Annotated in this window: 21 protein-coding genes and 2 pseudogenes; 7 read left to right on the top strand and 16 right to left on the bottom strand. The window is 71.0% G+C overall.

Annotated features, from left to right (window positions below; translation table 11 throughout):
- Positions 1-123: 123 nt before the first annotated feature.
- Complete coding sequence (locus tag BN4251_RS17455; RefSeq protein WP_087486253.1) at positions 124-1332, bottom strand: cation:proton antiporter; 1209 nt, start codon at positions 1330-1332, stop codon at positions 124-126.
- 114 nt (positions 1333-1446) lie between these two features.
- Between BN4251_RS17455 and BN4251_RS18390 the strand changes: the two are divergent.
- A pseudogene (locus BN4251_RS18390) lies at positions 1447-1543 on the top strand (iron dependent repressor, metal binding and dimerization domain protein); the annotation flags it as partial.
- Positions 1544-1611: 68 nt separating this feature from the next.
- Here BN4251_RS18390 and BN4251_RS18520 read toward each other — a convergent pair.
- Together BN4251_RS18520 and BN4251_RS17445 are read right to left on the bottom strand one after the other, a co-directional pair.
- Positions 1612-1788: pseudogene (locus BN4251_RS18520) on the bottom strand (metal ABC transporter permease); the annotation flags it as partial.
- 73 nt (positions 1789-1861) lie between these two features.
- On the bottom strand, positions 1862-3013 hold the full coding sequence (locus BN4251_RS17445; protein WP_245810407.1) for a carbohydrate kinase family protein: 1152 nt from the start codon (positions 3011-3013) through the stop codon (positions 1862-1864).
- A gap of 102 nt (positions 3014-3115) precedes the next feature.
- Between BN4251_RS17445 and BN4251_RS17440 the strand changes: the two genes are divergently transcribed.
- Entirely contained in the window at positions 3116-4597 is a 1482-nt protein-coding gene (locus tag BN4251_RS17440) for a family 4 glycosyl hydrolase (RefSeq protein ID WP_087486252.1), read from the top strand.
- Positions 4598-4693: 96 nt separating this feature from the next.
- On the opposite strand, the gene BN4251_RS17435 is transcribed toward BN4251_RS17440, so the two are convergent.
- On the bottom strand, positions 4694-5527 hold the full coding sequence (locus BN4251_RS17435) for an aldo/keto reductase (RefSeq protein ID WP_087486251.1): 834 nt from the start codon (positions 5525-5527) through the stop codon (positions 4694-4696).
- 116 nt (positions 5528-5643) lie between these two features.
- Here BN4251_RS17435 and BN4251_RS17430 point away from each other — a divergent pair, with 116 nt between their 5' ends.
- Positions 5644-6396, top strand: coding sequence for a TSUP family transporter (locus BN4251_RS17430; protein WP_087486250.1), 753 nt, complete (start codon positions 5644-5646; stop codon positions 6394-6396).
- Positions 6397-6423: 27 nt separating this feature from the next.
- Here the strand turns inward: BN4251_RS17430 and BN4251_RS17425 are convergent, their stop codons facing one another.
- The 7 genes from BN4251_RS17425 to BN4251_RS17395 form a co-directional block, all read right to left on the bottom strand.
- On the bottom strand, positions 6424-7776 hold the full coding sequence (locus BN4251_RS17425) for an alpha-L-fucosidase (RefSeq protein WP_087486249.1): 1353 nt from the start codon (positions 7774-7776) through the stop codon (positions 6424-6426).
- Positions 7773-9203, bottom strand: a complete 1431-nt coding sequence (locus BN4251_RS17420) for a sulfatase-like hydrolase/transferase (RefSeq protein WP_087486248.1) — start codon at positions 9201-9203, stop codon at positions 7773-7775. Before BN4251_RS17420 ends, BN4251_RS17425 begins: the two co-directional genes overlap by 4 nt.
- On the bottom strand, positions 9200-10198 hold the full coding sequence (locus BN4251_RS17415; protein ID WP_087486247.1) for an ROK family protein: 999 nt from the start codon (positions 10196-10198) through the stop codon (positions 9200-9202). Before BN4251_RS17415 ends, BN4251_RS17420 begins: the two co-directional genes overlap by 4 nt.
- Positions 10195-12315: an ABC transporter ATP-binding protein gene (locus tag BN4251_RS17410; protein ID WP_087486246.1), complete on the bottom strand. Its 2121-nt coding sequence runs from the start codon at positions 12313-12315 to the stop codon at positions 10195-10197. Before BN4251_RS17410 ends, BN4251_RS17415 begins: the two co-directional genes overlap by 4 nt.
- Positions 12316-12318: 3 nt before the next feature.
- Positions 12319-13296, bottom strand: coding sequence for an ABC transporter permease (locus BN4251_RS17405; RefSeq protein ID WP_087486245.1), 978 nt, complete (start codon positions 13294-13296; stop codon positions 12319-12321).
- Positions 13293-14252: an ABC transporter permease gene (locus BN4251_RS17400; RefSeq protein WP_087486244.1), complete on the bottom strand. Its 960-nt coding sequence runs from the start codon at positions 14250-14252 to the stop codon at positions 13293-13295. The genes BN4251_RS17405 and BN4251_RS17400 overlap by 4 nt, the downstream gene beginning before the upstream one ends.
- A 101-nt stretch (positions 14253-14353) precedes the next feature.
- Complete coding sequence (locus tag BN4251_RS17395; protein WP_212647631.1) at positions 14354-16006, bottom strand: peptide ABC transporter substrate-binding protein; 1653 nt, start codon at positions 16004-16006, stop codon at positions 14354-14356.
- Between the two features lie 493 nt (positions 16007-16499).
- Here BN4251_RS17395 and BN4251_RS17390 point away from each other — a divergent pair, with 493 nt between their 5' ends.
- The 4 genes from BN4251_RS17390 to BN4251_RS17375 all read left to right on the top strand — a co-directional run bounded on the left by BN4251_RS17390 (position 16500) and on the right by BN4251_RS17375 (position 21532).
- Positions 16500-17699, top strand: coding sequence for an ROK family transcriptional regulator (locus BN4251_RS17390; protein WP_087486242.1), 1200 nt, complete (start codon positions 16500-16502; stop codon positions 17697-17699).
- Positions 17696-19282, top strand: a complete 1587-nt coding sequence (locus BN4251_RS17385) for a M81 family metallopeptidase (RefSeq protein ID WP_087486241.1) — start codon at positions 17696-17698, stop codon at positions 19280-19282. The genes BN4251_RS17390 and BN4251_RS17385 overlap by 4 nt, the downstream gene beginning before the upstream one ends.
- 118 nt (positions 19283-19400) lie before the next feature.
- Positions 19401-20678, top strand: coding sequence for an alpha-L-fucosidase (locus BN4251_RS17380; protein ID WP_170932018.1), 1278 nt, complete (start codon positions 19401-19403; stop codon positions 20676-20678).
- Positions 20679-20839: 161 nt separating this feature from the next.
- Entirely contained in the window at positions 20840-21532 is a 693-nt protein-coding gene (locus BN4251_RS17375) for a FadR/GntR family transcriptional regulator (protein WP_087486239.1), read from the top strand.
- 36 nt (positions 21533-21568) lie between these two features.
- Here the strand turns inward: BN4251_RS17375 and BN4251_RS17370 are convergent, their stop codons facing one another.
- The 5 genes from BN4251_RS17370 to iolC form a co-directional block, all read right to left on the bottom strand.
- Entirely contained in the window at positions 21569-22336 is a 768-nt protein-coding gene (locus BN4251_RS17370; RefSeq protein ID WP_087486452.1) for a GntR family transcriptional regulator, read from the bottom strand.
- A 105-nt stretch (positions 22337-22441) separates the two neighbouring features.
- The gene (locus BN4251_RS17365; protein WP_087486238.1) at positions 22442-23503 is read right to left on the bottom strand and encodes a Gfo/Idh/MocA family protein; all 1062 of its coding nucleotides are present in this window, start codon (positions 23501-23503) and stop codon (positions 22442-22444) included.
- Positions 23500-24396: a 5-deoxy-glucuronate isomerase gene (gene iolB / locus BN4251_RS17360; protein WP_087486237.1), complete on the bottom strand. Its 897-nt coding sequence runs from the start codon at positions 24394-24396 to the stop codon at positions 23500-23502. The genes BN4251_RS17365 and iolB overlap by 4 nt, the downstream gene beginning before the upstream one ends.
- A 25-nt stretch (positions 24397-24421) precedes the next feature.
- Entirely contained in the window at positions 24422-25333 is a 912-nt protein-coding gene (locus BN4251_RS17355) for a Cgl0159 family (beta/alpha)8-fold protein (RefSeq protein WP_087486236.1), read from the bottom strand.
- Positions 25330-26367: a 5-dehydro-2-deoxygluconokinase gene (gene iolC, locus BN4251_RS17350; RefSeq protein WP_087486235.1), complete on the bottom strand. Its 1038-nt coding sequence runs from the start codon at positions 26365-26367 to the stop codon at positions 25330-25332. The genes BN4251_RS17355 and iolC overlap by 4 nt, the downstream gene beginning before the upstream one ends.
- Between the last annotated feature and the right edge of the window lie 71 nt (positions 26368-26438).

The raw sequence follows: 26438 nt of genomic DNA, 5'->3' as shown, positions 1-26438 counted from the left end.
CGGGGCTGGCAGCGCTCCACCGTGATCAGCGGCGACCCCGTCGAGGCGGCGCGCAGCCTGAAGCAGAGCCAGGGGGCGGAGATCTCCGTCGTCCGCACCGTCGCCGCCACGACGGCTGAGGCATCAGCCGCTCGGCTCGGCGCGGCGTGTGAGGCGCGAGGCCAGCAGCGGGAACACGAGCACCGTGAGCGCGCCGCCGGTGACCATCACGGAGGCGGTGGTGACCGAGATCAGGCCCGAGGTCGAGGCGATCTGGGTGACCGCCACGATGATCGGCAGCCCGGTCGCGGCGTACAGGCCGAGCGCCACCTTCTCCCGACGCGTCTCCAGGCCCGAGCCGGTGGGGGTCCACAGCTCGCGCGCGATCACCGGGAGCCCCCGCACCACCGCGATCATCGCGACGAACCCGAGCAGCAGCGGCCAGGCATCGAGCACGGCGACCACGTCGATGCTCATGCCGCTGGTGAGGAAGAAGACCGGGATCAGCATGCCGAACCCCAGCACCTCCACCTTGTGCATGATCTCCTCGACGTGCTCCGGCGCGCCGCCGCGCAGCGCGGCGTGCAGCAGCAGACCGGCGGCGAACGCCCCGAGGGCCACGTCGAGCTCGAGCACCGCCGTCAGCAGCATCAGCGAGATCATCACCCACACGGTGATCCGCACGATGGTCTGCATCGTCGAGTCGGAGGCGGCGGCGAAGGCCCGGCCCAGCAGCGGCACCCGGCGGAAGATCCGGGCGGGGACGGCCACGATCACCACTGCCAGCACCGCGAACAGCACCAGCACTGCCGCCGCCTGCACGGTGGCGCGCGTGGTCAGCAGCAGAGACATCGCGATCACGGGCAGCAGTTCACCGTAGGCGCCGTGGATCATGGTCGCCCTGCCCAGCGGGGCGCCGAGGACACCGGAGTCCTTGAGGATCGGCAGCAGGGTGCCCAGGGCCGTGGAGGTCGCGGCGATGCCCAGCACGGCGGCGACCTGCCAGTCGCCCCCGGTGATCGCCAGCCCGGCACCCACGCCCAGACCCATGCACAGCAGCCACGTCAATGCGGTGCTGCGCCCCGCGCGGCTGCGCATGTCCGAGGTGTTCACCTCGAAGCCGGCCAGCAGGAACAGGAACCCGAGCCCGAGCTCCCGCAGGAAGTCGACGGCCTCGGTGGCGTGGGCGAGTCCCAGCATGTTCGGGCCGATCACGATGCCCAGCACCAGCAGCCACACCACGTCCGGGATGATGCGGCGCGTCGTCAGCGCGAGCACCGGTGCCAGCACCGCCGCAGCGGCGATCCACCACATCGACTGCAGGTTCTCGAGCAGGATCGTCGACTCGTGCATGCGCGAAGACTACGTGCCGCCGCGGAGTGCTGCCACGAAGTTCGAGGAGGCGAAGCGGAGAGTTGGATACGGTGAGGGCATGTCCGTCTCCGAGCTCTCCACCAGTGCCCAGAACTAGTCGAGACGTTCCTGGTGGCGACCCTCGGCTACGGCTGGGAGGAGGTCCACGACGAGGCCGGGCACCTCGAGCATGCCGTCTCCGAGCATCTCCGACGCCGACCCGCGGCTGATGTCCTTCTGCGCCGAGCACGGCATCACCGTCGATGGCCTCGTCCGTCCTCCCGTCACCGAGGCGAACACGGAGATCGTCGGTGCGATCAGCAGCATCCGCCCGAAGCGGTCGGTGAGCAGATGCGCGGTGGCGCCGGGGATGATGAGCATCGCCACGCCCAGCACCACGCCGGGCAGCACCGCATGCGAGACGGTGTCGCCCATCAGCGACCAGCCCACCAGACGGCACCGGGGGAACGGAGCGGCGCGCCTCGTCGCAGGGCACGGGATCGCTCCGTCGGGCCGGCGGCGCGCCCCGTCAGTGCAGCCCGGCGTCCGAGCGCAGAGCGAAGGTGCCCTGGGCGCGGCGGCGGCCCTGGACGGGGTGATCGGGGACCACGCCGTCGAGGAAGCGGTAGCCGGTGCGGGTGTAGGCAGCGCGCAGGTCGCCCCCGTCGGCCGCAGCGCTGAGCGAGCGCCACCAGTCGGTGATGTCGCCCCAGCCCGGGGCGGCGAGCGAGCCGCCGAACTGCTGGACGGCGAGCGCCGAGCACAGCGAGCCGAAGCGCAGCCGCTCCTCGAGCGGCCAGTCCGCGAGGGTGCCCAGCACGAGCGCGGCGGCGAACACGTCCCCGGCGCCGGTGGTGTCGATCGCGGTGACCGGCACGGCCGGGCAGTACGCCTCCTCGCTCGTGGAGGAGTCGATCGCGTAGGAGCCGGAGGCGCCGTCGGTGACCACCGCGAGCGGCACCATCTCGGCCAGCGCCCGCACGGCCCGGTCGGGGCTGTCGGTGCGGGTGTAGGCCATGGCCTCGAGCGCATTGGGCGTGAAGGCGTGGCAGTGGGTGAGCGGTGCGAGGTCGGAGGGATCCCAGCGGCCGGTCTCGTCGAAGCCGATGTCGGCGAAGACCAGCGAGCCGCGCTGGGCCAGCTGCGCCCACCAGGACGTCTCCCCCGCGAGGTCCACCACGGCGGCGCGGGCATGCGGGGCGCGGGCGATCAGCGAGGAGAGCGGCTCGGGCAGATCATGGCCGTGGGTGGCCATGGCACGGTCGCCCTCGGCGGCGATCGAGACGGTCAGCGCCGAGTGGAAGTCGGCGAAGCGTCGCGAGGCGGAGAGGTCGATGCCCTCCTCGTGCGCCATGGTGTGCCACATCCAGTCGGCATAGGCGTCATCGCCGAATCCGGCCACCAGTCCGGTGCGCAGGCCCAGGCGCGCGGCGGCGGTGGCGAGGTTCGCGATGCCGCCGGGGCTCGAGCCCATGCCCTTGGACCACAGCTCCTCCCCGGGCCGGGGCAGGCGGTCCATGCCGGTGAACACGATGTCGAAGAACACCGTGCCGGACAGCAGCACGTCCAGCGGCGGGTCGTCCTCGGTGCGCTGGGCGGCCAGCGGGTCCCAGTCCTGGCACTCGGCGGCCTCGGGCGGCGCGGGGTCCTGGACGGGAGGGTGGGCAGGATCTGTCGTCACTTGGCAGCTCCTTCGAGCATTCCGCGGATGAAGTGGCGTGGGAGGAACAGGAACGGATCGGGGCCCATGATCGCACTGGGGCGGTGCTACGGTGACGGCGCTATGAAGCTCACCATCCTGGGCGGCGGAGGGTTCCGCGTCCCCCTCGTCTATGAAGCGGTCGCCACCGGCGTGACCGGCCTGCGCGTGGACGAGGTCGCGCTGCACGACATCGACCCCGCCCGCCTGCGCACGATCGGCGCGGTCATCGAAGCGCTCGGCGAGCAGCTTCGCGCCGAGGGCCGGGCCGCATCGCTGCCGCGTCTGACCCTCACCACCGATCTGCGCGAGGCGCTGGCGGGCACCGACTTCGTGTTCTCCGCCGTGCGGGTGGGCGGGGCCGAGGCCCGTATCGTCGACGAGCGGGTGGCGCTGGGTCTGGGCCTGCTCGGCCAGGAGACGATCGGCCCCGGCGGCCTCGCCTACGCCCTGCGCACGATCCCGGTCGCGCTCGAGATCGCGCGCGCGGTCGCGGAGGTCGCGCCGCAGGCGTGGGTCATCAACTTCACCAACCCTGCCGGGATCGTCACCGAGGCGATGCGCGCCGTGCTCGGCGACCGGGTGGTGGGCATCTGCGACACCCCGATCGGGCTGGTCCGGCGTGTGGGCCGGCTGCTCGGCGTGGACCTGGTGGCCGGGGGGCCGGGGGCCGACGGGATCCCCGCGGCCTTCGACTACGTGGGCATGAACCATCTGGGCTGGCTGCGCTCGGTCACCCTGGACGGCCGCGACCGCCTGCCGGAGCTGCTGGCCAGCGATGCCACCCTCGAGGAGATCGAGGAAGCCCGCCTGATCGGCGAGGACTGGGTGCGGGCCGACGGCGCGCTGCCCAACGAATACCTCTTCTACTACCTGCACACCTCCGCGGCGATCGACCGGGTCACCGGCGCCGCGACCACGCGCGGGGAGTTCCTCGCCAAGCAGCAGGGGGACTTCTATCTCGCGGCCGACGGGGGCGCGTCGGCCGCGCCGGATGCAGACGCCGACGGGGGCACAGTCGACGGCGCCGACCAGGCCGCGACCTGCTGCACCTCGCCGCTGGACCTGTGGCGCTCCACCCTGCACGAGCGCGAGGCGACCTACATGGCCGAGTCCCGCGACGAGGAGCGCCGCGAGGAGGACGTCGCCGGCGGCGGCTACCAGGAGGTCGCGCTGCGACTGATGACGGCGCTCGCCACCGGCCGCACCGAGCGGATGATCCTGGATGTGGGCAACGCCCCCGCCGGCAGCGCGGCCCCGCCGGAGGCGCGGATCATCCCCGAGCTGCCCGCCGATGCCGTGATCGAGGTGCTGTGCCTGGTGGACGCCGACGGCATCCACCCCCAGCCCGTCGCCCCGGTGGAGCTGGGCAGGCTCGGCATGATGAGCGCCCTGCGCGCCTCCGAGCGGAAGATCCTCGAGGCCGCGACCACCGGCTCCCGCGAGGCGGCCTGGCAGGGCTTCGCCACGCATCCCCTGGTCAGCTCGCCGGAGCTCGGGCAGAAGCTGCTCGAGGGCTACCTCGCCGGACACCCGCAGATCGCGGAGCTGCTCACCGAGCGCTGAGCCCGTCGGGCCCCAGCCCGCCGGCGCGCCGCGGCCCGTCGGACGCACTGGACCGGCGTCCGTCAGATTCGCTGCAACGCGGCCCGTCGGGCTCGTTCAGAAGCCGGGATTCGCGGGATCCGCGCCGATCCGGCCGTCCTCGCGGTCCAGGCCCTCGATCCGTGCGATCTCCTCGGCCGTGAGCTCGAGGACGGCGGAGGCGAAGTTCGAGACGATCCGCTCCGGGGTCTCGGACTTGGGGATCACCACGTTCCCGATCGCCAGGTGCCAGGCGATGATCACCTGGCCGGCATCGACCCCGCGCGCCTCCGCGATCTCGGTGATCACCGGGTGGCGCAGGATGTCCCCACCCTGGCCCAGCGGCGACCAGGCCTCCGTGAGGATGCCCTTGTCCGCGTGGTACTCCCGCAGCTCCCGCTGCTGGAACTCGGGGTGCAGCTCGATCTGGTGCATCACCGGCACCACTCCGGTCTCGGCGATGATCTCCTCGAGCTGGGCGATCGGGAAGTTCGAGACGCCGATCGACCGGGCCTTGCCCTCCTGCTGCAGCTCGATCAGCGCCTTCCAGGATTCGAGGTACTTCCCCCGCTGCGGGCTCGCCCAGTGGATCAGGTAGAGATCCACGTAGTCCATGCCGAGCTTCTCGAGCGAGGTCTCCAGCGCCTGCTTCGCGGAGTCGGAGCCCTGGTCGCCGTTGGCGAGCTTGGTGGTGATGAACAGATCCTCGCGGGGGACGCCGGAGGCCTTCACCGCGCGGCCCACGCCGCCCTCGTTCTCGTACCCTGCCGCGGTGTCGATGTGCCGGTAGCCGGCCTCGATGGCCTGGCGGACCACGTCCGCCGCGACGTCGTCCTCGACCTGCCAGACGCCGTAGCCGAGCTGGGGGACGGAACGGCCGTCGTGGAAGGGAAGGGACTGGACAGTGGTCATGGGGAGCCTCCTGGGTATGCGGTTGCCGGTGCACTCTACGACGCCGCGCCCGCCGGAGGACAGGCCTCGTCCGGTCGGTCGGGAAACACCGACGACCGAGCGGATACCGTGGGCGGGTGAGTCTTCCCCTCTCCCTGACCCTGCTCGGCCTGGTGCTGCTCGCGGCCGTGATCCAGCGGGTGGCCGGGCTGGGCCTGGGCATGCTGTTCGCCCCGTACGCGGTGGTGCTGATCGGCGCGCATGAGGGGATCATGCTCGCGAACTTCCTGGGCACCCTGATGCCGATCCTGCTGCTACCGCGGATCTGGGCCCGGATCCAGTGGCGCACCGTCACCTGGATCGGGCTGCCGGCGGTGGCGGTGATGCCGGGCGCGGCCTGGCTGTCCTCGATCTCCCCGCCCGGGCCGCTGTACATCGTCACCGCCTCGCTGGTGCTGCTGAGCCTGGTGATCTCAGTGGTGCTGGTGCGGGTGAACACCACCGTCGAGGGCCGCACCGCGCAGGTGGTCACCGGTGTGGGATCCGGGCTCGGCACCGTGCTGGGCGGTGTGGGCGGGCCCGCGGTGACCGTCTACGCGGCGCTCTCGCGCTGGCCGGTGCTGCCGATGGTCGCCACGCTCCAGCCGCTGTGGATCCTGATCTCCTCGGTGTCCTTCACCACGAAGTTCGCCTGGGACGACGGCCAGCTGCCCGATCTGCCGTGGTGGATGTGGTGCGCGATGGTGGCGATCGTGGTCGCCTCGATCTTCCTCGGCGAGGCCGTGCAGAAGCGGCTGACGGAGCAGACGATCCAGCGCTTCGTGATGGTGCTCGGGTTCGTGGGCGCCCTGCTCGCGCTCGGCACCGGGATCTCGCTGCTGGCCGGCTGATCCGGCGGGCCGTCACCGCAGCAGATCTCAGCGCAGCGGCAGGGTCACCACATCGACCTCCGCCGCACCCTTCGCCGGGGTGAGCGTGATGCGGTCCCCGCTGGTCATCGCCTCCGGCACCTGCGCGATGCCGCGCACCGCGGCGGAGACCTCGGCACTGAGCGTGATCGGGCCGGTGGCCGGATCCAGCAGCAGGACGTTCAGCGCCTCCCCGCCGTCGGCCCCTGCGCCGAGGGTGAAGCGCACTCCCTCGGGCGGGGTGGTGACCGCGTCGTGGAACCAGGGGCGGGCACCGTAGAGCGCCGCACCGTGGGCGTCCATCCAGGTGCCCAGCTGCTCGAGCGCGGCGGCCTGCAGCTCGGGGATCGAGCCGTCGGCGCGCGGCCCCACATTGATCAGCAGGTTCCCGTTCTTGGAGACCACGTCCACGAGCAGGCGGATCAGCTCCGTGCCGTCGAGGGCGTGCTCGGCGGATTCATCGGCGTTGTACCCGAAAGAGAGTCCCAGGCCGCGGGTGGACTCGAAGACCTCGTCCTGGACAGTGTCGATGTCCTGGTATTCGCGGGTGAGCACCCCGTGCACGGGCACGCCCCAGCGGTCGTTGACCATCCCGCCGGGCACCGCCGCGAGGTAGTCGCGGAAGAGCTGCTGCAGGGAGTCGGGGCCGTCGTACTTGCCGGCGTCGGGCCAGTCGATGTCGTTCCACAGGATGTCCGGGGAGAAGCGCTCGATGAGCTCGCGCAGCTGGGCGGCGGCGAAGGCGGCGAAGGCCGGGTCGTTGCGCCGCAGCGCGAACAGCTCGTCGTTCGAGTGCAGCGGCGGGAAGTCCGTGACATGCCAGTCGTGCGCGCCGGAGTAGTAGAACCCGAGCTTCATCCCCGCCTCGCGCACGGCGGCGCTGAACTCCTCGAGCAGGTCACGGCCGGGCCCGCGCCCGGCGGCGTGGAAGGGGGTGGTCTCGCTGTCCCACAGGCAGAAGCCGTCATGGTGCTTGGTGGTGGGGACGAGATAGCGGGCTCCGGCGCGGCGGGCGAGGTCGACGATCCGCTCGACGCTGCCGTCCGCCGGATGCCAGTCGTCGGCGAAGTCCTCGTAGGAGCGGCCCAGGCCGTAGCGCTCCTCGTGCCGGGCCCGGGTGGGGCTGCCCTCGATCCGCACGGTGTTGGCGTACCACTCGGCGTACTGGTGCCGGGCGTAGGCGTTCTCGGAGGTCACGTCGCTGCGGTCCAGCACATCGGCCCAGGCCGGCACCGAGTACAGGCCCCAGTGCACGAAGATCCCGAGCTTGGCGTCGCGGTACCAGTCGGGAACGGAGAGATCGGGATAAGCGGGCGCGGGGGCGGCGTCGGCCGGGCCGTGACGGTCATCGAAGCTGATCATTCGGTGTCTCCATATCCGGTGCGTCGTACGAAGTCGGCGGTGAGGTCGTGGCGGTCGCGAGCACGCTGCGCCCACAAGTCCGTGGCCTGGGCGGGGTCCGCGGCGCGGTCGTAGAACTGGCCCGCCTCGCCGCCCACCGGGGTCGGGTGCCCGACGGGTTCGCTGAAGCCGCCTGAGCCGGTCGAATAGATCGCGGTCTCTGCGCCCCGCATCAGCACCAGGGAGCCGTCGAAGGCGGTCGCGCCGAGCACCCGGGGCGGGGCCCCGGCAGCGCGGTGCTCGTCCTCGTGCAGCAGATGGTCCTGGCCGTCGAGTCCGGAGGTCGGCACCGGTGCCCCGACCTGCGCGGTGAGGCTCGGGAACAGGTCCAGCAGGCTCACCAGGCGGTGGTCCTCCCCGCAGGGCACGCCCGGACCGGCGATGATCAGCGGCACCCGGTGCCCGCCGTCGTGCACGTCGGCCTTCTGCCCGCGCAGCGCGCCGTTGGGCGGGTGGTCCTCGAGGAGCCCATCCTCGGGATAGCAGATCGGTGCTCCGTTGTCGGAGGTGAAGACCACCAGCGCGGGGCGGTCGGAGCGGTCGAGCTCGGCGAGGAGGCGGCCCACGATCTCGTCGAGCATGAGGATGAGGTCCGCGCGTGTCCCGATCCCCGAGCGGCCGGCGTACTCGGGAGGCGGCACGCACGGGCGATGGGGCGCGGAAGCGGCGAAGTACAGCAGGCGCGGCGGATCCTGGCGGGTGCGCGGCCTGGTGCGGGCGAGCCAGGCCTCGGCCTCCTGGGCGAAGCGCAGGTCCACGGTGGCGTCGTCCCAGCCCGGAGCCGTGGGCCCGGGACGCTGGGAGGTGATCCGCGGCGTCTTCTCGAGCGTCGGGACGGCCTCGACCTCGCGGCCGCGCAGGAAGCAGTAGGGAGGCATGTCCAAGGAGCCGGAGATGCCGAAGAACTCCTCGAATCCCCGGTCCAGGGGGCCGTTCTCGAAGGGGACCGTGTAGTCGACGTCCCAGCCGTCGGCCTCCATCGCGGGGCGGAAGGGCGCTGTCGGGTCGATCCTGCGGCGGGTGCCGTCGCGCAGCTGCCAATCCAGCCCCAGGTGCCATTTCCCGATCGCCGCCGTGCGATAGCCGGCCTCGCCGAGGGCGTGGGCGAGCGTGGGGGTGTCGGCGTCGATCAGTGCTCCGTCGGTGCCGCCGAGCACGTGCGAGCGCAGGGGTGTGCGCCAGGGGTAGCGGCCGGTGAGCAGCGAGTACCTGCTGGGGGTGCAGACGGAGCTGCTGGCGTGGGCGTCGCGGAACAGGCGCCCCCGCCGGGCCAGGGCGTCCAGGTGCGGGGTGGCGAAGGCGGTCGCGCCGTAGCAGGAGAGGTCGCCGAAGCCCAGATCGTCGGCGACGATCACCAGGACGTCGGGCCGCTGGTCCGCGCCGGTCATGCCGGGACCGCCGTGCGTCCCTCGGCGCGGGTCCAGGCCTCGACCGTCCCGGCGTCCCAGGCCTGTGCGCGGTGGCGGCGCTCCGCGGCGGTCAGCGCCAGCAGGACCGCCCCGGCACGGCCGGTGCTCGCCCCGAGAGGGGAGATCGCGAGCTCAGGGGTCGCCTTCCACAGCAGCTGCTCCTCGAGCAGGCAGCGGAGCGGACCCGTCAGCGCCTCCCCGGCGCCGGAGATCCCTCCGGCGAACACGATCGTCCCCGGGTCCATGGTGAGGGTGAGGGTGCACAGGCCACGGGCGAGCGCCTCCAGGCCCTCGTCCCACACCTGTGCGGCCACGGGGTCCTCGGACAGGGTGGCCAGCAGCTCGATCACGTCGTGCAGCTCCCGCGCACCCCCCAGGGCCCGGTAACGGCGCAGCAGCGCCGCGCCGGAGGCGTAGGTGTCCACGCAGCCGGTGCGGCCGCAGGCGCACAGGTCACCTCCGGGGAAAACCGTGGCATGCCCGAACTCGCCGGCGCTGCCGGCCGCGCCGCTGAGCACGTGCCCACCGCTGACCAGGCAGGCGGCGATCCCGGTGCCGACCGAGACCAGCGCATAGTCCTCGAGCCCTGCCGCAGCGCCGAGGGCGCCCTCGGCGATCCCCGCCCAGCGCACGTCGTGCCCCAGCAGCACGGGCACCGTGCCGCCGGTGGCCGCGCGGATCCGTGCCTGCAGGTCCAGCTCGCGCCACTCGAGATTGGAGGCGAAGCGCACCACCCCGCCGCCCTCGTCGACGTGGCCCGGGCTGAGCACTCCCACTCCCAGCACCGAGGTGCCGAGATCGCGGGCGGCCTCCCTCGCGGCGGCGAGCTGGGAGAGCACTCCGTCCAGGGCGTCGGCGCCTCGCAGGGTGGGGCGGGTCGCGGTGAACAGGGAGCGCCCTGTGAGCTCCACGAGGTCGACGGTGATCGAGGTCCCGCCCACGTCGATCCCGATGACAGCGTCTCCGCCGATCATCGGGCGGCCCCGACGCGCGTCGGGAGCGTCCCGTCCTCAGGGAGCGGGAAGTGACAGGCGACCTGGTGCTCGCCCTCCTCCGCCCCCATCTCCACGACGGGCGGGGCGGTCGCGCAGATCTCCTGGGCGAACGGGCATCGGGTGCGGAAGCGGCAGCCGCTGGGCGGGTCCATGGCGCTCGGGAGCTCGCCCTCGACCAGGAGCCGCTCCCGTTCGTCGTCCGGTTCGACGGTGGGGACCGCGTCGATCAGCACGCGGGTGTACGGGTGGCGCGGGCGGGCGCTGACCTCCTCGGCCGGCCCCTGCTCGACCATGGTCCCCAGGTACATCACCCCGATCCGATCGGACATGTACCGCACCACGGAGAGGTCGTGGCTGATGAACACGTACGCCAGGCGGTGCTCCGCCTGGATGTCCTTCATCTGGTTCAGCACCTGCGCCTGCACCGACACGTCCAGGGCGCTGACGGGCTCGTCGCACACCACCACGCGCGGGTCCAGGGCCAGGGAGCGTGCCAGGCCGATGCGCTGCAGCTGCCCGCCCGAGAACTCGTGCGGGTACCGCTCGAGCGAGTCCTGGGCCAGGCCCACGTCGTCGATCAGCTCCTCCACGCGGCGGGCGCGGTCCTTGGCGGTGCCCACGCCCTGGATGTCGAGCGGCTCGGTGAGGATCTCGTCCACCCGCATGCGCGGGTCCATCGCCGCGGCCGAGTCCTGGAACATCAGCTGCACGCTGCGGTGGACAGCCTTGGAGTTGCGGCCCTTGCCTCCCTCGATGTCGGTGCCGTCGAGGTGGATGACGCCCTCGGAGGGCTGCTCGAGCGCCGCGATGACGCGTCCCAGCGTGGACTTCCCGCAGCCGGACTCGCCCACCAGCCCGAAGGTCTCCCCCTCACGCACGCTGAAGGTGACGTCGTTCACCGCGCTGACCGTTCCGATGCGGCGGCGGATCACGCTCCCGCCGAGCGCCGGATAGTTCTTCGAGATGCCGTCGACGTCGAGGACCACCTCCGCCGAGGCGGGGACGTCCTCCGCGGCGCCGGTCTCCGGTGCCGGGGCCTCGCTCTGCGCGGCCAGCACCTGCTTCTCCGCGGCCGCGGCCGGGACGGACAGCTGCCCCAGGTGCTCCTCACCGCCCGGATGCAGGCAGGCGACACGATGCCCGGCGCCATGATCCTCGAAGGCGATGGTGCCGGTGCGGCAGTCGTCCTGTGCACGGTGGCAGCGGGGGGCGAACGGGCAGCCGGCGATCTCCTCCTTGAGGCTCGGCGGCATGCCGGGGATGGCGTACAGCCGGTCGGAGCCGGAGGCTCGTTCGGGGAGGGCGGCGAGCAGGGCCCGCGTGTACTGATGCTGCGGGTTCTCGAAGAGCTCACGGGCCGGTGCGTGCTCCACGACGCGCCCGGCGTACATCACCGCGACCTCGTCGGCCCGGCCGGCGACCACGCCGAGATCGTGGGTGACCAGGATCGCCGCGGAGTCGTACTCCTCCTTGATGTCCTCGATGAGGTCGAGGATCTGGCGCTGGGTGGTCACGTCCAGCGCCGTGGTCGGCTCGTCGGCGATCAGCAGCTTGGGGTGGTTGACCAGGGCCATGGCGATCATGGCCCGCTGGCGCATGCCGCCCGAGAGCTGATGGGGGTAGTCCGCCGCGATGCGGTCCGGCCGGGGCATCCCCACGCGCTCGAGGATCTCGATCGCCCGACGGCGGGCCTCCTTCCGGCCCAGCCGCTGATGGACGATCAGCCCCTCCCCGATCTGGTCGCCGATCTGCATCGTCGGGTTCAGGGAGGTCATCGGATCCTGGAAGATCATTCCCAGGTCGGTGCCGCGCCGTCGCCGCGCCTGCTTCGGGGTGGCCGACACGAGGTCGACGCCGTCGAACTCGATCGAGCCACGGCTGATCCGGCCGTTGGCCGGCAGCAGCCCCATCAGCGCCAGGGCCGTCATCGTCTTGCCGCTGCCGGACTCGCCGACGATGCCGAGGGTGCGGCCCTGCCGGAGGGTCAGGTTCACGCCGCGCAGCGGCGTGACCTCTCCTCGGCGCTGGGGGATGGTCACGTGGAGATCGGAGATCGACAGCAGCGGACCAGCGGTGTTATGAACGGGGGTGCTCACGCGTCACCTCTTCCTGAGTCGGACTTCGAAGGCGTCGCGCAGACCGTCTCCGACGAAGTTGAAGGCCAGCACCAGCAGGATGATCAGGATCCCGGGCGGATACACCAGCCACCAGTTGGCCGAGTAGATCTCCCCGATGCCGGAGGAGAGCATCCCTCCCCAGTTCGCGGCCGGCGGCGGCACGCCGAGCCCGAGGTAGGACAGATAGGCGACGTACAGGATCGCGTCGGCGATCTGGAAGGTGGCGTTGACGATCACCGTGCCGATGGCGTTGCGCACGATGTGGGAGCGCACCGCCCGGGCGGAGCCCCCGCCCATCCCGCGCATCGCGACGATGAAGTCGCGCGAGCGCAGGGCGATCGAGTCGCCGCGGATCATGCGGGCCGGGTTCAGCCAGGCGAAGGCGGCGATGGTCAGGACGAGCATCGGGACCGTGGGCGTGATGATCGTGGCGATCAGCATGAACAGGAACAGCGCGGGGATCGACAGCAGCGCGTCGACCAGTCGCATCATCACGGCGTCCACCCAGCCGCCGAGGAAGCCGGCGGTCGCACCCCAGAGCGTGCCGAAGGCCGTGGCCAGCAGACCGGCGGCGAGGCCGACGATCAGGGACGTCTGCCCACCGAGCATGAGGCGGCCGAGCTGGTCGTAGCCGATGCCGTCCGTGCCCAGCAGGTAGCCCCGCTCGCCCGGGGGGACATAGGCGTTGGCGAGATCGGTGTGGACCTGGTCCGTGCGGTGCAGGAGCGGGCCCACGAAGCTGAACAGCACCAGGCCGACGATGAGCACGAGCCCGAGCACGGCGAGACGGTTCTCCAGGAACATCTCGATGCCCTGGCGGCCGAGGCTGCTGCGCCGCCGGGGACGGCGCTGGGAGCTCTCGACGGGCTCGGGAGAGCCGGGACCGGTGGGCAGGGGTGCTCCTGCCGGGAGATTCTCGGCGGCGGGGGTCTCGTCGGCGCCCCGGGGTGTGGTGGTCATTCTGATCCTCCGCTCAGGCGCACGCGCGGGTCGGCGACGGCATAGGCGATATCGGCGAGCAGGGAGCCGACCACCGTGGCGATCGCGACGATGGTGGTGGTCGCCAGCAGGATCGGGAAGTCACGGGTCTGGGTGGCCTGCCAGAACATCAGCCCCATCCCGGGGTAGTTGAACAGCTGCTCGACCACGAGCGCTCCCGAGAAGAGCGCCGGGATGTACATGCCCAGCAGCGAGATCACCGGGAACAGGCTGTTGCGCAGCGCATGGCGGATCACCACGCGTCCCTCGGACATCCCCTTGGCGCGCGCCGTGCGGATGTAGTTCTCCTGGAGGTTGTCGATCATCGTCGAGCGCACGTACCGCGTGTACGCCGCGAGGGTCACGATCGCCAGCGTCACGACGGGCAGGATCAGCCCGGGCCAGTCGGCGAGGATGTCGAGCACGCTGAACCCCTGCGGAGCCTGCGGAGGCAGCAGCGGGATGGTCTGGGAGAACAGGACGATCAGCAGCATGCCGAGGAAGAACAGGGGCGTGGCGTAGGCGAGCAGCGCGACGCTCGTGACCAGGTAGTCGGGCCACTGGCCGCGACGGGTGGCCTGGACGACGCCCAGCGGGATCGCGATCAGCAGCGCCACCACGGCCGCGAGGAAGGACAGCACCATCGTCTTGGGCAGGCGCTGGACGATCAGGTCCACCACCGGCTGGTTCTGCTGGAACGAGAAGCCCAGATCACCGGAGAAGAGCCTGCCCAGGTACATCGCGTACTGGACGAGGAACGGCTGGTCGTAGCCCATCTGCACGTTGTATGCATCGATCTGGGCCTGGGTGGCGTCGAGGCCGAGTGCACTGCGCGCGGCACCGCCCGGAAGGTTGTGCAGGAGCAGGAAGGTGATGAAGGTGACCAGCAGGATCACCACGAACGCCTGTCCTGACCTGCGAAGCACGTACTGCCACATCGGCGGCTGTCTCCTCGCTGCGGAGTCGGGATGGGGGTGGGGCCGGAGGTCCGGCCATCAGGCCGCGGAGGTGCCCGCAGGCACCTCCGCGGCCGTCGGGATCAGCCGCGCGACCAGTCCTGCGGACGCATGGTCAGCATCGGATCCTGCGGGCTGATGCCCTGGATGTCCGACGAGAAGGCGCTGATGCGGTTGACGGGGTTCGGCATCCACAGCACCGGCAGGTCCTCGGCCAGGAAGTCGTTGTAGTCCTGGAGGGCCTGGGGATCGCTCGAGAACTGCGTGGCATCGATCAGCTCGTCAGCGGTCTCGTTGGAGTAACGACCCAGGTTGACCGGGGCGTCGGTGGCGAACAGGCGCTCGCCCGAGGCGTAGACCGGGTAGTACCAGGAGCCCTGGGAGCCGAAGAAGGACAGGTCCCAGTCGCACTCGGCATCACCGGGCTCGCAGGCCTGGGTGACGGCGACCGAGTCGGGGACCTCGCGGATCTCCAGCTCGATGCCGGCGCGGGAGAACTGACTCTTGATCTCGGCCATCATCCGCGAGGTGGCGGTGAAGCCCGACTGGCTGGTGAGGGTGAAGCGGAGCTCGTCGCCGGCCTCGACGCCCTCGCCGCACTGGCCCTCGCCGGTGCCCGGGTTGTCGCAGGTGCTGACGCCGCCGTCGTTGACGGTCCAGCCGTTGTCCTCGAGCAGCTTGATGGCTGCCTCGGGGTCGAAGCCGTAGGCGCAGCCGTCCATGGTGCCGGAGGCGCCGGGCTCCTGGGGCACGGGACCGCAGGTCGGTGCGGCCGCACCGCGCCAGACGACCTCACTGATGGTCTCCTGGTCGATCAGCTGCTGCATCGCCTGACGCAGGTACTTCTGCTTGAAGAGGTGCCCGGTCTCGGGGTTGTTGAAGTTCATCGGCATGTAGGTGATCGACCAGCCGTGCCACGGCTCGACGGTGTACCCGTTGGCCTCGATCACGGACTGCTGGTCGATCGCGCTGGCGGGGATGTACCCGTAGTCGATCTCCCCCGATCGCAGCACGTTGAACTGCGAGTTGTCATCGGTGAAGGGCTTGAAGACGACCTCGGAGAGGGACGCGGCGTCCGCACCCTGGTAGTTCTCGTTCGCCGCCAGCACGACCTCGCCGCCGGGGGTGTAGGACTCGAGCGTCCAGGCGCCGGAGACTGTGTCCCACAGCGGGTTGGAGTCGTAGGAGGCCGGGTCCTCCGAGGCCGAGACCAGGTAGTCGAACACCTCGGCGGCGGTCTCCGGGTCACGGTCGAGGTCGGAGACCTCGCCGTCGTCGGAGGTCTTGTTCCAGGCGTGCGCGGGCATCGGGGTCAGCGCGTTGAGCTGGTTGCCGAGGTACCAGCCGGGGGCGTAGGCCTCCGTGGTGGTCAGGGTGAAGGTCTTGTCGTCGACGACCTCGAAGGAGTCCACGTTGTCGGGGAAGCCGCCTTCGCGGTACGAGGCCCACTCCTCCTTGTTCGCCTCGACGAGGTTGTACCAGAACTCCACGTCACGCGCGGTGATGGGCTCGCCGTCGGACCACTGCAGGTCCTTGAGGGTGATGGTGTAGGTCAGGCCATCCTCGGAGACCTCGGGGATCTCCGCGAGGGACGCCTCGGTGTCGATGTTGAACTCCGCATCGCCCGCGAGCTGCCAGGAGAACACCGAGGGGTAGAGCGCGTCACCGAAGATCGCGTTCTCGCCGCCGGTCTTGCCGGGCTGGGAGATCGGGAGGATCCAGTTGGGGGTGGTCATCGCGACGCTGACGGAGCCGCCGGACCCCTCAGAGCCCGCGGCACCCTCGGGGGTCGAGCTCGAGCTGCAGCCTGTCATCAGCAGGACCAGGGCGGCCGTGCCTGCAGCCGCTCTGCTCCAGAAACCTGTGGTCGACGTCCTCATGGGAGCGCCCCTTCCGCTGTCGTATCCACATCGGCCGACGTCTGTCGTCCGACCGCCGGGAGGGACTTCTGCGTACCTGGCCCGGACTTATGACAGGTCTGGACGTCCGTTCGCCGGAACCTGCCGTTTGGGTGAATCATCGGGCCGTTACAGCACGAATTGCCCGATCCGAGTCCGAACCTATCCGAATCCATCCGAATTTTCCCCAGACATCGGACCAGTAACCGAATTGTTACCGCACTTCTGTCCGAACTTCGTGCGGTACTGCCTAAAGTGACTGCACCAAAGGATGAACTGGCCCTCCCGTTAGAGTGGCCGCACTCATCGGACGACATCGTCAGGAGCGGCAATGGACACGCCACCCCTCGGAGCCGAGGACGACCGGGCCGGCAACGCCGCCGCGCCCGTCGTGCGCAACGACTCCGACACCCACGCGCTGAGGCTGATCCTCGACGGATCGGCGAGCTCGCGCGGCGAGCTGCGCAGGCAGCTCGGCCTGTCCGCCTCGACGGTCTCCTCCGTCGTGCGCAGGCTGATCGACCGTGGTCTCATCGAAGAGGTCGGCAGCGGAGACTCCACCGGCGGCAGGCGTCCCGTGCGGCTGCAGGCCCTGCGCGGAGACACCGCCTGGCTCGTCGCCGAGCTCGGCGGCGAGCACGTGCGACTCGGCCTCACGCGGGTGGGCGGGGACCAGATGACCATCTCCGAGCTGGCCGTCGACGTGCTCGACGGGCCCGGCCCGACGCTCGAGACGATCCGCGCCGGCTGGGAGTCCCTCCTCGCCGAGCACCCCGGGACCGCGGTCGCCGCAGCCGCCATCGGACTGCCCGGACCCGTCTCCGCCGTGACCGGTGAGCTCACCGCTCCCGCCCGCATGCCGGGCTGGCACGGCACCCGCCCCGGTCACGTGCTCTCCGAGGCCCTCGGCGTCCCGGTCGTCGCCGAGAACGACGCCCGCGCAGCAGCGCTCGGCGAGTACGTGGCGCGCGCGAGCGAGGTGCAGACCCTGATCTACGTGAAGGCGGGCTCGGGGATCGGCGGGGCCTACATCCAGGACGGCGCGCTGGTCCACGGCGGATCAGGGGTCGCCGGGGACATCACCCACGTGCCTGTGCCCGACGCCGGCGACCAGGCGTGCGCCTGCGGGCGCATCGGATGCCTCGAGACCGTCGCCAGCGGTGCGGCGATCCGCCGTGAGCTGCAGGCCAAGGGCATCGAGACCTCCTCAGTCGGCGCGGTGGTCGATCTTGCGGTGACCTTCGAGCCCGCGGCCACCTCCGCCGTGCGTCGATCGGGCAGGCATCTGGGCGATGCGCTCTCCCCCCTGGTCAACTTCCTCAACCCCTCGGCCGTGCTCATCGGCGGCTCGCTCTCCGGCATCGACGCCTTCGTCGCGGCGGTGCGCAGCGCGATCTACGACTCCAGCCTCGCTATGAACACCCAGGATCTTCGGATCGAGGCCGCCATCGCAGGACCCGATGCAGCACTGATCGGGCTCACCCGTCTCGCGCAGCAGACCGCTGCGCTCCCCCAGGAAAGGTCGGCATGACCCCCACGCTCCCCCGCATCGGCATCGCCGGGATCGCCATCGAGTCCTCCACCTTCACCCCGTACCGCTCCGGCGAGGCGGACTTCGAGGTGCGCCGCGGCACCGAGGAGATCCTCGGTCGCTACCCCTTCTTCTCCGGAGCGGATGATCCGGGATCCGCGCCCGGCCCGCCCAGCTCGACCGGGCCGGACACCCAGCTCTCCGCCTCCGGACGGGCGCTGCGAGAGGCCGCCGATTACGTCGGCGTGCTCCATGCCCGCGCCCTGCCCGGTGGCCAGCTGGATCGCGACACCTACGAGGGCTGGAAAGCGGAGATCGTCTCGGGCCTCGCCGCGGCCTGCGAGGACGCACCGCTGGACGGTTTCTTCTTCGACATCCACGGCGCGATGAGCGTGGTGGGCCTGGACGATGCCGAAGGTGACCTGATCACCGCGATCCGCGGCGCGATCGGCCCGGACGTCGTGGTGGGCACCGCGATGGACCTGCACGGGAACGTCTCCGAGACCCTGTTCGAGGCGTGCGATCTGCTCACCTGCTACCGCCACGCCCCGCACATCGACGCCTGGGAGACCCGTGAGCGGGGCCTGCGCGATCTGGTGGAGGCGTCCGTGAAGGTCGCCGCCGGGGGTGCGCGACCGCACAAGGCGCTCGTGCACCTGCCGATCCTGCTGCCCGGGGAGAAGACCTCCACCCGCATCGAGCCCGCGAAGTCGCTGTATGCGAGGATCCCCGAGCTCGCCGCGCGCGAGGGCGTCACCGACGTGTCCTACTGGATCGGCTTCGCCTGGGCCGATCAGCCGCGCTGCAAGGCTGCGATCGTCGCCTTCGGGGACGATGCCGACGCGGTGGACGCCGCGGCGCTCGAGCTCGCGAGCGCTGTGTGGGAGAAGCGGCACGACTTCGAGTTCGTCGCACCCACCGGCACCTTCGACGACTGCCTCGAGCAGGCCGTCGCCTCGCCGCTGCGGCCGTTCTGGATCTCCGACTCCGGGGACAACCCCGGGGCGGGCGGCGCCGACGACACCACCTACGCCCTGGCCCGTCTCCTGGCGCGTCCCGATGTCCTCGCGGGCGAGCTGAGCGCGCTGATGGTCTCGCTGGTGGATCCGGAGTCGACGAGCATTGCCCATACGCTCGGTGAGGGCGGTCGCGGGGAGTTCCTGGTGGGCGGGCGGATCGATGCCCGCGAGCCGGGCCCGGTGGCGCTGCGCGCCGAGGTGGCGGCGCTGGACGAGGCCCCGAACACCGGCCGCTCGGCCGCGCTGCGGGTGCTCGACGGCGAGCGCGAGACGGGACTGACCGTCGTGGTCACCGCCCGCCGTTCGCAGTGGGCCACGCACGGGATGTTCGAGCGCCTGGGCCTGTCCATGACCGGCTTCGACGTGGTCACCGTGAAGATGGGCTATCTCGAGCCGGACCAGTACGAGGCGGCCGCCGACTGGCTGCTCGCGCTCACCCCGGGCGGCGTGGACCAGGACCTGCTGCGTCTCGGTCACTCCCGCATCGATCGGCCGATGATCCCGTTCGATCCGGAGATCCCGAAGCCTACGACGGACGATGTGGTGACCGGGGGTGGGCGGTAGTCGCGTCGCCTCCCAGAGAGCCGATGTTTAGGCGGTGGCTCGACAATATCTTCAGGAACTCCCTCGCCGAACGAAGAGTTCCTAGCCCGAATCACCCGAGGTCTGGTTGACTGGAGCCGTGACCTCCTCTCCGCCCCCGCACCTCGTGCCGACCCCCGAGCAGCTCACCTGGCAGCGGGACGGCTTCGGCGTCTTCTTCCACTTCGGCGTGAACACCTTCGCCGGCAAGGAATGGAGCGACGGCACCCTCTCCCCGCAGATCTTCGACCCCACTGAGCTCGACGCCGACGAGTGGGTGCGCCTGGCCCGCGACATGGGCGCGAAGTACGTCATCCTCACCGCCAAGCACCACGACGGGTTCTGCCTGTGGCCCACCGCGACCACCGACTACTCCGTGGCCTCCTCCCCCTGGAAGGATGGCGAGGGCGATGTGGTGCGCGAGGTGGCCGACGCCTGCGAGACGCACGGCATGAAGCTCGGGCTCTACCTCTCCCCGTGGGACCGCAACGCCCCGCAGTACGCGGACGCCGCCGCCTACGACGAGTTCTATCTCGCGCAGCTGCGTGAGCTGTGCACGAACTACGGGCCGCTGTACGAGCTGTGGTTCGACGGCGCCGGGCCCGCGGGACGCGAGTACGCCTGGGACCGCATCGGCGCGCTGATCGACGAGCTGCAGCCCGGGGCGATGGTGTTCAACATGGGCCCGGCCACGATCCGCTGGGTGGGTAACGAGGACGGCCTCGCCGCCGACCCCGTCGAGTACGTGACCGCCTCCGCGGACCTCAACAACTACGACGACGACGTCGTCGAGACCGCCGAGGCCCGCTACCTCCCTCCCGAGTGCGACGTCTCCCTGCGTCGGGGATGGTTCTGGCAGCCGGGGCAGGAACCGAAGTCCCTCCCGCACCTGCTCGCCATCCATGACCGCTCGATCGGCCTGGGCGCGAGTCTGCTGCTGAACATCCCTCCGGACCGCCGCGGTCGCATCGACCCCGAGGACAAGGCGCGCGCCCTCCAGTTCGGGCAAGCGCTGCGCGATCGCTTCGGCAGCCCCCACGAGAGCACTCTCGCGGTCATCGAGGACGGCATCGAGGTGGACCTCGGCGGTGCGCGGCAGCTGGACCACATCGAGCTGTCCGAACGGCTCGAGGAGGGCCAGCGCGTCACCTCGCACCGGATCCTCGACAGCGAGGGCACCGTCCTCGCCGAGGGCAGGACGGTCGGGGTGCGCCGCATCCACCGCCTGGATCAGGCGATCACGGTCTCGGCGCTGCGCATCGAGACTGTCGGTGAGGGCGCGGTGATCGAGCGGGTGGCGGTGCACGACGCCGTCGGCGCTCCCGTGCCGGATCTGACAGATGCCTACCGCGCCTCCACCGAGGAGCCCGGGAGCTGAGCCGCTCCATTCCCCGATGAGGGGCGCGCCCCGGGGGCACATCGGGTGATGTCCCGACCGGGCCGCCGCTCGCTGGCGGCCCTCCCCGAGGGCCCGATGAATGATCGGATGTATGGAGTAGGCTCGGGATGACCCTGTCGTGACTAGGGAGAGGACCCCAGATGGCTTCTGCGGTGACCGATCGTGCGATCAGCGCGATCAAGCAGATGGTGGTGGACGGGACCCTCAAGCCCGGCGACCGCCTGCCCACCGAGGCCGAGCTCTCGGAGCGGATCGGGGTCTCGCGCAACTCGCTGCGCGAGGCGGTCAAGGCGCTCTCGGTGATCCGGGTGCTGGACGTGCGTCAGGGCGACGGCACCTACGTCACCGCCCTCGAGCCGGAGCAGCTGCTCGAATCCCTCGCCTTCGTGCTCGACCTGCATCAGGACTCCAGCTACGTCGAGATCCTCGAGATCCGTCGGCTCCTCGAGCCGGTCGCCGTCGAGCAGGCCTGCCCGCACCTGAGCGACGAGGACTTCGACGCCCTCGAGCGCACCATGGCGGACCTCGACGCGAGCTCAGGGATCGAGGAGCTGGTCGAGGCGGACATCGCCTTCCACCGCCTGATCAACCATCGCTGCCCCAACGACTACCTCAGCTCGCTGCTGGACAGCCTCGCGAGCTCCACCGCACGAGCCCGGGTATGGCGCGGCCTGACCGACGACTCCGCCGTCGAGCGCACCCTCGCCGAGCACCGCCGCATCCTCGACGCGCTCCGCACCGGCCGCGCCGACCTCGCCCGCACCTACTCCGCCGCGCACGTGGCCGGCGTCGAGTCCTGGCTGCTGCACGAGGGAGAGCCGCCCGCGCAGTGAGGCAGGGACTCCCGAGGCCGGTCAGGGGCCAGCGCCTCAGGAGTCGACGAGCGTGACCTCGAAGGAGTACCGCGAGGCGCGGTAGACGTGGTACCCGAACTCGACCACGGTGCCGTCATTCGCGAAGGACTTGCGCTCCATGGTCAGCAGCGCCGCGCCGAGCTGTTCGTCGAGCAGCTCCGCGTGCTCCTCGTCGGCGACGGTCGCGCCGATCCTCTCGTGGGCCAGGACCGTGGTGATCCCGGCTTCGCGCAGGCAGGCGTAGAGCCCGTTCGCGGCGAGGGCCTCGCGGGTGGGGGCGATCCGCTCGGGGATCGTGTTGCGCATGACCGCGAGCGGCTCGTCATCCGCATAGCGCACCCGGATCAGGTCGAGCACCTGCTCCCCCGGGGCGAGCTGGAGGCGGTCCACCGCCTCGGGCGAGGGGCGGCCGATGCGGTACTCGACGATCTCGGTGCGCGGAGCTTTGCCGGCGGCTTGCAGATCGTCGTACAGCGAGGTCAGGGCCACCTGGCGGTTGACCGGTGCCTGCACCACCTGGGTGCCCACGCCGCGCTTGCGCACCAGCATGCCCTTGTCCACGAGCTCCTGGATGCCCTGCCGCACCGTCGGCCGGGACAGGCGCAGACGCTTCGACAGCGCGAGCTCGTTCTCGAGCCGGCTGCCGGGGGTGAGCACGCCGCTGCGGATCGCCTCCTCGATGCCGGTGGCGAGCTGCAGGTACAGCGGGGTCTGGCTGCCACGCTCCACCGTGAGGTCGAGGGTGATCGGGCCGTTGCCGGCCGAGGTGGCGTCAGGGTCCACGGTGATCTCCTTCAGATCGTCCCGCCAGCAGAGCGGGTGCTGCGCAGGTGCGGCGGGGCAGATCCGCATCGCCGCGGATCTGCCCCGAGGATACGGGCACGCGAGTCAGCTCGGACGCTCGAGCAGCTGCACCTCGACCGGCCCGTCGGCCGTGAGCGAGCGCTCGGCGGCCTCGCACACCGCCGCGGCGACGTAGCCGTCCCAGGCGGTCGCGGAGCGGGGTGCGACGAAGGAGCCGTCGGCCACCGCGGCGATCCAGGCCTGCACCTCGGCGTCGTAGGCGTCGACGAACCGGGGTCGGAAGTCGGCGGGCACCGCGCCGCCCCAGCGGCCGCCCGCCTGCTGGGTGGTGACCATCCCGGATTCCTGGCCCACGGTGGCCACGCCCTTGGAGCCCACCAGCTCGGTGCGCACCTCGTAGCCGGAGTCGGTGCTGACATACAGCTCGTCGGTGACCACGGTGCCGGAGGCGGTGCGCAGCAGCAGCAGCATCGGGTCGCTGAGCCCCTCGGGCGCGTTCTCGGTGCTGCGCGGGGTGATGGTCTGGACCGAGACCACCGGCTCCTCGAGGAAGAAGGAGATCGCGTCGATCTCGTGCACGGCGGAGTCGTAGACCATGTGCACGTTGGTGAAACCGGGCAGCACGTCGGCGTTGCGGTGCTTGCAGTTGAGGATCAGCGGGGTGCCGAGCTCTCCCGCGTCGAGAGCGTCCTTCAGCTCGCCGTAGCCCGTATCGAAGCGGCGCATGAAGCCGAGGGAGACACAGCTGCGGCCGGACTCGTGCTCGGCGCGGACCACATCGTAGGCATCCTGCGGATTCATCGCGAGCGGCTTCTCGCACAGCACGGGCTTGCCGGCGGCGATGCAGGCGAGCACCTGGTCGCGGTGGAACTGGCCGGGGCTGGCGATCAGCACGGCGTCGACGTCGTCGGCGGCGATGATCTCCTCGGGGGTGTCCACCACCCGGGACCCGGGAGCGGAGGCAGAGACCTTCTCGGCGGTCTCGCGCAGGTAGTCGCTGACCACGCTCACGCGGGCACCCTTGGTGCGGCGCGAGATGCGCTCGACGTGGTCGGCGCCCATGCGGCCCACGCCGATCACGCCGACGCGGATGTCCTGCGGGGGCGCGGCGGGCGCGGTGCCCGCCTGGGTCGTGGTGTCGGTCATCGGTCCTCTCCTTCAAGTCGGGGGTCGATCCCGGCAGCGTCCCAGGTGCCGCGCACCCAGGCCTGCTCGGGATGGTCGGTGATGTTCCACGCCCGCTCGGCCTCGGGACCGGCCATGACGTTGAGGTAGTACATGTCGTGACCGGGGGCGGCGGCGCAGGGGCCGTGCCAGCCGTGCGGGACCAGCACGGTGTCGCCGCTGCGCACCTCGGTGAGCACGTCGATCGGCTTGTCCGCGCCGCTCGAGGTGGTCTGGTGAAAGCCGAAGCCGGGGCCGCCGCCGGGGGCGTCCTGGATCTCGTAGTAGTAGATCTCCTCGAGCTCGGATTCAGGGTGCTCGGGATCCTCCCGCGTCTCGTCGTGCTTGTGCGCGGGGTAGCTGGACCAGTTCCCTCCCGGGGTGATGACCTCGCAGGCGATGAGCGAGTCCATTCCGTCGAAGGCGCCCACGGCGCCGAAGTTGCGCACCTTGCGGGTCATGTTCCCGCCGCCGCGGATCTCGACCGGGACGTCCTCGGCGCGGATCAGCGCCACGGGGTGGCCTCCCGTGGCGACCGCGGTGGCGATCGCGAAGCGCCCGCCCTGCCGTGAGGAGAGCGTCAGCTGGGAGCCGACGGGGACGTAGAGCACGTCGGTGGCCGAGGAGAAGACGTCCTCGCGGCCGCGCAGGGTGTGGACCTGCCCGTCCACGGAGATGTCGCAGCCGCCGTTCAGCGGCACGATCATCGCCTCGACCCCGTTGGCGGCGAAGACCTCGCTCTGCCCGGGGGCGAGGGCGAGCACGCGCAGGCCGGTGTGGACCCAGCCCTCGCGCGCGCCGGGATCGATGATCGTCTCGTAGGTCCCGCGGCCGGTGGAGCCGGCGGGCAGGTGGAGCTCGGAGCTCGTGATCATGGGGGTTCTCCTGTCGGGAGGGCGGTCAGCGGATCATGTCGACCGAGGCGCGCACGGCCGCGGTGACGTCGTCGCCGGCGGGGTAGAGCAGGGTGCGGCCGACGACCAGCCCGCGCACGTTGGGACGGTCCAGCGCACGCTTCCACGAGGCGCGCAGCACGGCGGGGTCGTCGTCCACCGGGTCGCCGCCGAGGATCAGGGCGGGCATGGTGGTGGCGTCCATGACGCGCTCCATGTCCTCGACCGCGGGGAGCTTCAGCCAGGTGTAGGCGCTGGTGGCGCCCAGGCCCTGGGCGATGTGGATGGACTTGATGACAGCCTCCGGGGAGAGGTCGTTGACGATCTTCGTGCCCGGCCCGCCGGGGCGGCGGGAGAGGAACGGCTCGACCATCGCGATCAGCTCGTGGCGGGCGAGGTCGGTGACCGCGTGCGCGCTGGCCTCGAGGATGAAGGAGGTGCGGTCGTCCTCGAGGTCGATGCGGGTGAGCATCTTCCCGCCGTCGAAGCCGGCCGCCTTGATCGAGGCGGCGTCGTAGGCGGTGAAGCGGTCCTCGACCTCCCAGGAGCCGCCCTGCAGCCCGCCGCGGTTCATCGAGGCGAACACGACCTTATCCTCGAGCGCCCCCATGACCAGCAGGTCCTCGAGGATGTCCGCGGTGCCGAGCACCCCGTCCACGCCGGGCACGGCGAGCGCCTCGCGCAGGCGGTCCAGCAGCTCGGTGCGCGAGGCCATCGCCTGGTGGCGCGGGCCGACGCCGAGCGCGCCGCGGGCGGGATGGTCCGCGGCGATGATCATCATCGTGCCGTCGGTGTCGGCGACCGTGCGGCGCCGACGGGTCGCGGCCAGGCGGGCGAAGCGGCCCGGATCCTCGATGCGGACCCGCGTGACCTCCTCGTAGGTGGAGACGAACTCGTTCGAGAGGGCGTTGCTGCTCATGCGCCGCCCCCCGTCGCCCCCGCCGGCTCGACCACGCCGCGGTTGCGCAGCGCCGAGAGCATCTGCTCGACGGTCTGGCCATGGTTGGGGTCGCCGCCCGCGATCAGCAGGTCGATCTCCTCGCTGGTGGGCATCGCGGTGGAGCACTCCAGGCGGGAGGTGACGATCGCGCCGGCCGCGTTGCAGCGGGTCAAGATGGTCTCGAGATCCTGCCCGGCGAGCAGGCCGTGGCACAGCGAGCCGCCAAAGCTGTCCCCCGCGCCGAGGCCGTTGATCACCTGGATCAGGTTCGGGGCCACCACCACGTGTTCATCCGCCGTCTTGCCGAGCACGCCCTTGGGGCCCTGTTTGACGATCGCGATCTGCACGCCCGCCTCGAGCAGCGCGTCGGCGGCGCGCTCGGGCTCGGTCTCCCCGACCGCGACCTCGCACTCCTCCTTGTTGCCGACCGCGACGGTGGTGTGCTTGAGCGCCTCACGGTACTGCTCGCGGGCCTCCTCCACACTGGACCAGAACATCGGCCGGTAGTCGAGGTCGAAGACGGTGTGAGCGGTACGGCCCCGCGCCTCGAGGGCGGCGAAGTGCGCGGAACGGCTGGGCTCCTCGGACAGGCCCGTGCCGGAGAACCAGAAGAGCGGCACGTTCCTGATCGCCTCGAGGTCGAGGTGCTCAGGGGCGACCTGCAGGTCCGGGGCGCTGGGCTGGCGGTAGAAGTACAGCGGGAAGTCATCCGGCGGGAAGATCTCGCACAGAGTGACGGGCGTGTTCAGCTCATCGTTCGTCACCACGAAGCGGCTGCTCACGCCCAGGCGCTCCATCTCCTTGACCACGTAGCGGCCGAAGGGGTCGTCCCCCACCCCGGTGATGACCGCGGGGGTGCGGCCGAGACGTGCGGCGGCGACGGCCACGTTCATCGGGCTGCCGCCGAGGAACTTGCCGAAGCTGTGGATGTCCTCGAGCCCCTTGTCGATCTCGAGCGGGTAGATGTCCACCCCGCTGCGGCCGAAGGTGATGATGTCGAGGTCTGCTGCCATGAGTCTCCCTGCCTCCCTGCGTCGGGTCCTGGATCGGGTGTCGCGTGCTGCTCTGCGCCGCGGGGCCCGGA

The organism is Brachybacterium massiliense (genome assembly GCF_900184245.1).
Lineage (GTDB): Bacteria > Actinomycetota > Actinomycetes > Actinomycetales > Dermabacteraceae > Brachybacterium > Brachybacterium massiliense.
The sequence above is the reverse complement of the archived record's forward strand: the minus strand, read 5'-3'. Positions and strand labels throughout refer to the sequence as shown.

Excerpts from the sequence above, each read along its gene's own strand:
- BN4251_RS17455 (WP_087486253.1), bottom strand. The coding sequence starts at position 1,332 with ATGCACGAGTCGACGATCCTGCTCGAGAACCTGCAGTCGATGTGGTGG.
- BN4251_RS17440 (WP_087486252.1), top strand. The coding sequence starts at position 3,116 with ATGAAGCTCACCATCCTGGGCGGCGGAGGGTTCCGCGTCCCCCTCGTC.
- BN4251_RS17435 (WP_087486251.1), bottom strand. The coding sequence starts at position 5,527 with ATGACCACTGTCCAGTCCCTTCCCTTCCACGACGGCCGTTCCGTCCCC.
- BN4251_RS17425 (WP_087486249.1), bottom strand. The coding sequence starts at position 7,776 with ATGATCAGCTTCGATGACCGTCACGGCCCGGCCGACGCCGCCCCCGCG.
- BN4251_RS17420 (WP_087486248.1), bottom strand. The coding sequence starts at position 9,203 with ATGACCGGCGCGGACCAGCGGCCCGACGTCCTGGTGATCGTCGCCGAC.
- BN4251_RS17415 (WP_087486247.1), bottom strand. The coding sequence starts at position 10,198 with ATGATCGGCGGAGACGCTGTCATCGGGATCGACGTGGGCGGGACCTCG.
- BN4251_RS17405 (WP_087486245.1), bottom strand. The coding sequence starts at position 13,296 with ATGACCACCACACCCCGGGGCGCCGACGAGACCCCCGCCGCCGAGAAT.
- BN4251_RS17400 (WP_087486244.1), bottom strand. The coding sequence starts at position 14,252 with ATGTGGCAGTACGTGCTTCGCAGGTCAGGACAGGCGTTCGTGGTGATC.
- BN4251_RS17395 (WP_212647631.1), bottom strand. The coding sequence starts at position 16,006 with ATGACCACCCCCAACTGGATCCTCCCGATCTCCCAGCCCGGCAAGACC.
- BN4251_RS17390 (WP_087486242.1), top strand. The coding sequence starts at position 16,500 with ATGGACACGCCACCCCTCGGAGCCGAGGACGACCGGGCCGGCAACGCC.
- BN4251_RS17385 (WP_087486241.1), top strand. The coding sequence starts at position 17,696 with ATGACCCCCACGCTCCCCCGCATCGGCATCGCCGGGATCGCCATCGAG.
- BN4251_RS17375 (WP_087486239.1), top strand. The coding sequence starts at position 20,840 with ATGGCTTCTGCGGTGACCGATCGTGCGATCAGCGCGATCAAGCAGATG.
- BN4251_RS17365 (WP_087486238.1), bottom strand. The coding sequence starts at position 23,503 with ATGACCGACACCACGACCCAGGCGGGCACCGCGCCCGCCGCGCCCCCG.
- iolB (WP_087486237.1), bottom strand. The coding sequence starts at position 24,396 with ATGATCACGAGCTCCGAGCTCCACCTGCCCGCCGGCTCCACCGGCCGC.
- BN4251_RS17355 (WP_087486236.1), bottom strand. The coding sequence starts at position 25,333 with ATGAGCAGCAACGCCCTCTCGAACGAGTTCGTCTCCACCTACGAGGAG.
- iolC (WP_087486235.1), bottom strand. The coding sequence starts at position 26,367 with ATGGCAGCAGACCTCGACATCATCACCTTCGGCCGCAGCGGGGTGGAC.